Source organism: Fibrobacter sp. (assembly GCF_017551775.1).
Taxonomy (GTDB): domain Bacteria; phylum Fibrobacterota; class Fibrobacteria; order Fibrobacterales; family Fibrobacteraceae; genus Fibrobacter.
Genome location: NZ_JAFZKX010000050.1, coordinates 1 through 4634, shown reverse-complemented (window position 1 = coordinate 4634; position 4634 = coordinate 1). Strand labels below are relative to the sequence as shown.

General features: G+C 55.3%; 2 protein-coding genes. Both read right to left on the bottom strand.

Annotated features, from left to right (window positions below; translation table 11 throughout):
• Positions 1-203: 203 nt before the first annotated feature.
• Positions 204-1058, bottom strand: a complete 855-nt coding sequence (locus IK012_RS05960; protein ID WP_290951864.1) for a hypothetical protein — start codon at positions 1056-1058, stop codon at positions 204-206.
• Positions 1059-1364: 306 nt separating this feature from the next.
• Positions 1365-4634: phosphoribosylformylglycinamidine synthase (purL, locus tag IK012_RS05955; RefSeq protein ID WP_290951861.1), on the bottom strand; the 3270-nt coding region annotated here is incomplete at its 5' end.

The following is a 4634-nucleotide window of genomic DNA, read 5'->3' as shown; positions in this document are numbered from 1 at the left end:
TTTCATACACGCAATATAGCAATATCGCACTTCGCAGGCAAATGAAATATTGGATGTTCATACAAGATATTTTCTAATGCAAAAACCGCCCCTGCGGTAAAGCAAGAAGCGGTTTTATTCGAGACTTAACTGGATCCTTCGTGGTTCGCGCCACTCAGGATGACAGGGTCTCACTCAGGATGACGAATAACGAGAGCCTTCGACTACTGCTTCGCTTTGCATTGAGCAGTCAAGGCCTGCATCATTTCTTCCTTGGTTGCGTAATTTTCTTTATAATCACGGATAACCGTAGTTACTTTCACAATCATATCATCGCCTGAGCAGGTGGTCTCCATTTTATCCGAGCCAAATTCATCGGTTTCTTCATAATCATTTTCTTTCATGGATGGACAGACAGACTTCACAAGAGAGCCGGATTTTGTGGAGTTATCCGTAATGGTCACATCCTTTCCCTTGAATTCATAGCGAACGGTTCCCTTTGCAGATGTACCCGAAGCGTCCTTTTCTACAGTATAGGAATATTCCCAAACATCATTATTGAGTTTGAAATCACATGAGGTTGCGCTTGTGGGCGTCTTTGTTGATGAAGAAGACTTGGCTGCGGAGCTGCTACTTGTAGGCCCATCATCATCGGGATCGCCCCAACCATTGACATCCACCTTTTTGCCATCAATTTCATTGCAATAGTCTTTCAACTGCTTGGTGTATTTCTTGAACTGAGCTTCAGTTTTTTCGTCATCGGTATAGGCAACGATTTTCTTCCCATCGCAATTGACCTTAGTGTAACCGGAGCGCGATTTCATGTCCTCACATTCTTCCCTGGCTAGAGCCGAATCGTCGTATTTATATGTTTCGACCACTTTGCCATCTTTTAGCTCGTATGTAATGTTACCACCAACGCCCGCTTCAGAGGATTTGATGGTAAACGGATCCTCACTTACAACCTTACAAGAAATGGTTACGGTTCCTCCACTGCTTCCGGTACTAGAACTGTCATCGCAGGACATAAGACCGAAGGCCGCAGTAAGAGTTAGGCCCAACCCGATTTTTTTAAGCATATTAACTCCTTGATTTTTGATGTATTTCTCTAAATATATATAAGAAATGGCAAAAATGCCGAAAAACATTCAAAAAGCTTACAATGAATGAGGTGTCGCAACATGCAAATATGGGTGGATTGGACGTTTTCTGCGAAATTTGGAACATTAGACCACAAAAAAAGCTCCCTGCGAGAAGCAGAGAGCGGTTTTGTTCTAGACTTAACTGGATCCTTCGCGCTTCGCGTTCAGGATGACTCTGTCAAAGGCGACCCCGGAATAAATCCGGGGTGACAATGCGCGCAGGGCTTGTTCGCCCCGACACCATTAACCTACAAAGATACGGCCGTTGCGGAAGAGTTGCATCCACGGGCCGTCTTCGCCCCAGTCCGCCGGGTGCCAGGAGTTCTGGCAGGTGCGGTAAACGCGTTCGGGATGCGGCATCATGATCATGGCGCGGCCATCTTCGGAGCAGAGGCCGGTGATGCCGAACGGAGAACCGTTGGGGTTGAGCGGGTAGCGTTCGGTGTAGTCGTGCTTGCCGTCCACATAACGCAACGTCACGAGGCCGGTCTTAAGGCAGGCTTCGGCGGCTTCGCGGCTAGCGAATTCCGCACGGCCTTCGCCGTGTGCGACCGCAATCGGGAGCACGGAGCCCGCCATACCCTTCAGGAGCACGGCCGGAGTGTCTTCGACCTTCAGGGAGCAGAAGCGCGCTTCGAAGCGTTCGGAGAGGTTCTGCACAAAGCGCGGCCAGTGCTTGGCGCCCGGAATCAAGTCCTTGAGGTTCGAGACCATCTGGCAGCCGTTGCAGATGCCGAGCGTGAAGGTATCCTTGCGGTTGAAGTAAGCCTCGAATTCGCTGCGGGCCTTCGGGTTGAAGAGGATGCTCTTGGCCCAGCCTTCGCCGGCACCGAGAACGTCACCGTAGCTGAAGCCACCGCAGGCCACCAGGCCGTTGAAGTCCTTGAGGGAGATGCGGCCTTCGATAATGTCGGTCATGTGAACGTCGATGGATTCGAAGCCCGCGTTCTGGAAGGCGGCGGCCATTTCGAGTTCGCCGTTGATGCCCTGCTCGCGCAGGATGGCCATCTTCGGGCGGCTCGCGTAGTCCTTCACGACCTTTGCACCCGCCGCGACGTCGAAGGTGACCTTCGGCGTGATACCCGGATTGTCCTGTTCCAGCTTGAGCGTGTATTCGCTTTCGGCACAATCCGGATTATCGCGGAGGGCCGCGATGCGGCGGGTCGTGTCGCTCCAGATGGCGCGGAGATCCGAGAGGCCTTCGGCGTAGTCGCCGATGACCATGTTGTAAGTATCGTTGAGATTGCCGATTTCGGAGAGCGTATCACCGAGGCCGGCAGCAGTAAACGCCGCGCGAACTTCCGCGAGGTCAGAATTTGCGACCTGCAGCACGGCACCGAGTTCTTCGTTGAAGAGGGCATCGAGCAGGTTCCCCTTGAGGGCGGTCGCATCGAGCGTCACACCCACGTGGCCGGCGAACGCCATTTCGGCAACCGTCGTGTAGAGGCCGCCATCGCTCTTGTCATGGTAGGCCATAATCTTTCCGGCAGCATTGAGCTTCTGGATGGTCTCGAAGAAGGCGCGGAGTTCCTTCGCGGAATCGACATCCGGAGCCTTGTCGCCGAGGTTGTTATAAACCTGGGCTGCGATGGAGGCACCCATGCGGTTCTTGCCACGAGCGAGGTCCACGAGCACGAGCGTCGTGTCCTTCTTCTGCAAAAGCTGCGGGGTGAGCGTCTTGCGCACGTCGGCACACGGAGCAAAGGCACTGATGACAAGCGAAATCGGAGCGGTCACGCGGTGATTACCCTTATCGTCGGACCACACGGTACTCATGCTCATGGAGTCCTTGCCCACCGGAATCGTGATGCCGAGTTCCGGGCAGAGTTCCATACCGATAGACTTCACGGCTTCGTAAAGGTCTGCACCGTCACCTTCGTAATTCGGGGTCGCCATCCAGTTGGCAGACAAGTTCACGCGGCCCATGTCGGGCACGTAGGCGGCAGCCATGTTCGTGAGAGATTCCGCAACCGTCATGCGGGCGGCAGCAGCCGGAGAAATGAGAGCAATCGGGGCACGTTCGCCCATACTCATCGCTTCGCCTTCGTAGGTATCGAGTGTAGCACTCGTCACGCCGCAGTCGGCAACAGGCACCTGCCACGGGCCAACCATCTGGTCGCGGCAAATCATGCCGGTCACGCTACGGTCACCAATAGAAATGAGGAACGTCTTGTCGGCGACGGTCGGGTTCGCAAGCACGCGATGAGCGACTTCCTTCACGCCTTCGCCTGCCGGAATAACCGCAGAATGAAGCGGACGCTTCTGGCTCTTTTCGTTACGGATCATGCGGGGCGGCTTGCCAAGCAACACGCCGAGCGGCATGTCAATCGGAGTCGTACCGAAGTGCTTGTCAGTGAGAGTCAGGTGCTTTTCGGGGATGGCCTCGCCCACCACGGCGTACGGGCAACGTTCACGCTTGCAGAGCGCATCGAACACGTCAAGCTTGTCACCAGCGATGGCAATCACGTAGCGTTCCTGCGATTCGTTACTCCAGATTTCGAACGGGCTCATGCCCGGTTCATCGTTCGGCACGTTGCGCAGTTCAAACTTACCGCCAAGACCGCCATCGTTCACGAGTTCCGGGAAGGCGTTGGAAAGTCCACCCGCACCCACGTCGTGAATGAACGTAATCGGGTTCTCCTCGTCCATCGCCCAGCAGCGGTCAATCACTTCTTGGCAACGGCGTTCCATTTCGGCGTTCTCGCGCTGCACAGAGGCAAAATCAAGAGATTCGTTACCGGCACCGTTCTGCACGGAACTTGCGGCACCGCCACCGAGACCGATGAGCATCGCCGGACCGCCGAGCACAATCAGGTGGTCACCCGGGTCGATGTGACCCTTCTCGATGTGCTGGTGCTTGATGTTGCCAAGACCGCCAGCCAGCATAATCGGCTTGTGGTAGCCGCGAATTTCCTTGCCGTTCTGAGCATCGACTTCCTGTTCAAACGTGCGGAAGTAACCGAGGATGTTCGGACGGCCATATTCGTTGTTGAACGCGGCACCGCCCAGCGGGCCGTCAATCATGATATCGAGCGCAGAAGCAATGCGGGACGGGCTTCCGAAGTCCTTTTCCCACGGCTGGATTGCGCCCGGCAACTTGAGGTTCGAAACGCTGAAGCCCGTAAGGCCGGCCTTCGGCTTGGATCCCTTACCCGTCGCACCTTCGTCGCGGATTTCACCGCCACTGCCGGTCGCGGCACCCGGGAACGGAGAAATCGCCGTCGGGTGGTTGTGGGTCTCGACCTTCATCAAGATGTCGACTTCTTCCTTGTGGTAGTCGTACTTGTTCGTGCGCGGGTCGGCGTAGTAACGACCTGCGACAGCGCCCTTCATCACGGCGGCGTTGTCCTTGTAAGCGCTGAAGATGTTGGAGTTGTGGAGCTGGTAGGTGTTCTTGATCATCTGGAACAGGGACTTGTCCTGCTTGACGCCGTCGATGGTCCATTCGGCACCGAACACCTTGTGGCGGCAGTGTTCCGAGTTGGCCTGCGCGAACATGTAGAGTTCCACGTC